This is a genomic window from Leclercia sp. LSNIH8, from assembly GCF_002920195.1.
In the GTDB taxonomy this organism is placed as follows: domain Bacteria; phylum Pseudomonadota; class Gammaproteobacteria; order Enterobacterales; family Enterobacteriaceae; genus Enterobacter.
In genome coordinates this window covers 1-1,156 of record NZ_PQJY01000036.1, presented here as the reverse complement: position 1 = coordinate 1,156, position 1,156 = coordinate 1, and the positions used below count along the sequence as shown (strand labels likewise).

1 protein-coding gene and 2 pseudogenes are annotated in these 1,156 nt (G+C 57.8%); 2 read left to right on the top strand and 1 reads right to left on the bottom strand.

Annotated features, from left to right (window positions below):
- A pseudogene (locus tag C3406_RS26370) lies at positions 1-67 on the top strand (EAL domain-containing protein); the annotation flags it as partial.
- A 117-nt stretch (positions 68-184) separates the two neighbouring features.
- Positions 185-949, top strand: coding sequence for an IS6-like element IS6100 family transposase (locus C3406_RS25835; RefSeq protein WP_001389365.1), 765 nt, complete (start codon positions 185-187; stop codon positions 947-949).
- A gap of 139 nt (positions 950-1,088) precedes the next feature.
- Here the strand turns inward: C3406_RS25835 and C3406_RS26365 are convergent.
- Positions 1,089-1,156, bottom strand: a pseudogene (locus C3406_RS26365) (EAL domain-containing protein); the annotation flags it as partial.

Sequence of the window (1,156 nt, the reverse complement as noted above, 5' to 3'; positions counted from 1 at the left end):
TGTCATTTTCAGAAGACGACTGCACCAGTTGATTGGGCGTAATGGCTGTTGTGCAGCCAGCTCCTGACAGTTCAATATCAGAAGTGATCTGCACCAATCTCGACTATGCTCAATACTCGTGTGGGCTCTGTTGCAAAAATCGTGAAGCTTGAGCATGCTTGGCGGAGATTGGACGGACGGAACGATGACGGATTTCAAGTGGCGCCATTTCCAGGGTGATGTGATCCTGTGGGCGGTGCGCTGGTATTGTCGCTATCCGATCAGCTATCGCGACCTTGAGGAAATGCTGGCGGAACGCGGCATTTCGGTCGACCATACGACGATCTATCGCTGGGTCCAGTGCTACGCCCCGGAGATGGAGAAGCGGCTGCGCTGGTTCTGGCGGCGTGGCTTTGATCCGAGCTGGCGCCTGGATGAAACCTACGTCAAGGTGCGGGGCAAGTGGACCTACCTGTACCGGGCAGTCGACAAGCGGGGCGACACGATCGATTTCTACCTGTCGCCGACCCGCAGCGCCAAGGCAGCGAAGCGGTTCCTGGGCAAGGCCCTGCGAGGCCTGAAGCACTGGGAAAAGCCTGCCACGCTCAATACCGACAAAGCGCCGAGCTATGGTGCAGCGATCACCGAATTGAAGCGCGAAGGAAAGCTGGACCGGGAGACGGCCCACCGGCAGGTGAAGTATCTCAATAACGTGATCGAGGCCGATCACGGAAAGCTCAAGATACTGATCAAGCCGGTGCGCGGTTTCAAATCGATCCCCACGGCCTATGCCACGATCAAGGGATTCGAAGTCATGCGAGCCCTGCGCAAAGGACAGGCTCGCCCCTGGTGCCTGCAGCCCGGCATCAGGGGCGAGGTGCGCCTTGTGGAGAGAGCTTTTGGCATTGGGCCCTCGGCGCTGACGGAGGCCATGGGCATGCTCAACCACCATTTCGCAGCAGCCGCCTGATCGGCGCAGAGCGACAGCCTACCTCTGACTGCCGCCAATCTTTGCAACAGAGCCTCCGTCGCCATGCTCACCTCGCTTTGGTGCACACGAGTATTGAGCATAGTCGAGATTGGTGCAGATCACTTCTGATATTGAACTGTCAGGAGCTGGCTGCACAACAGCCATTACGCCCAATCAACTGGTGCAGTCGTCTTCTGAAAATGACAC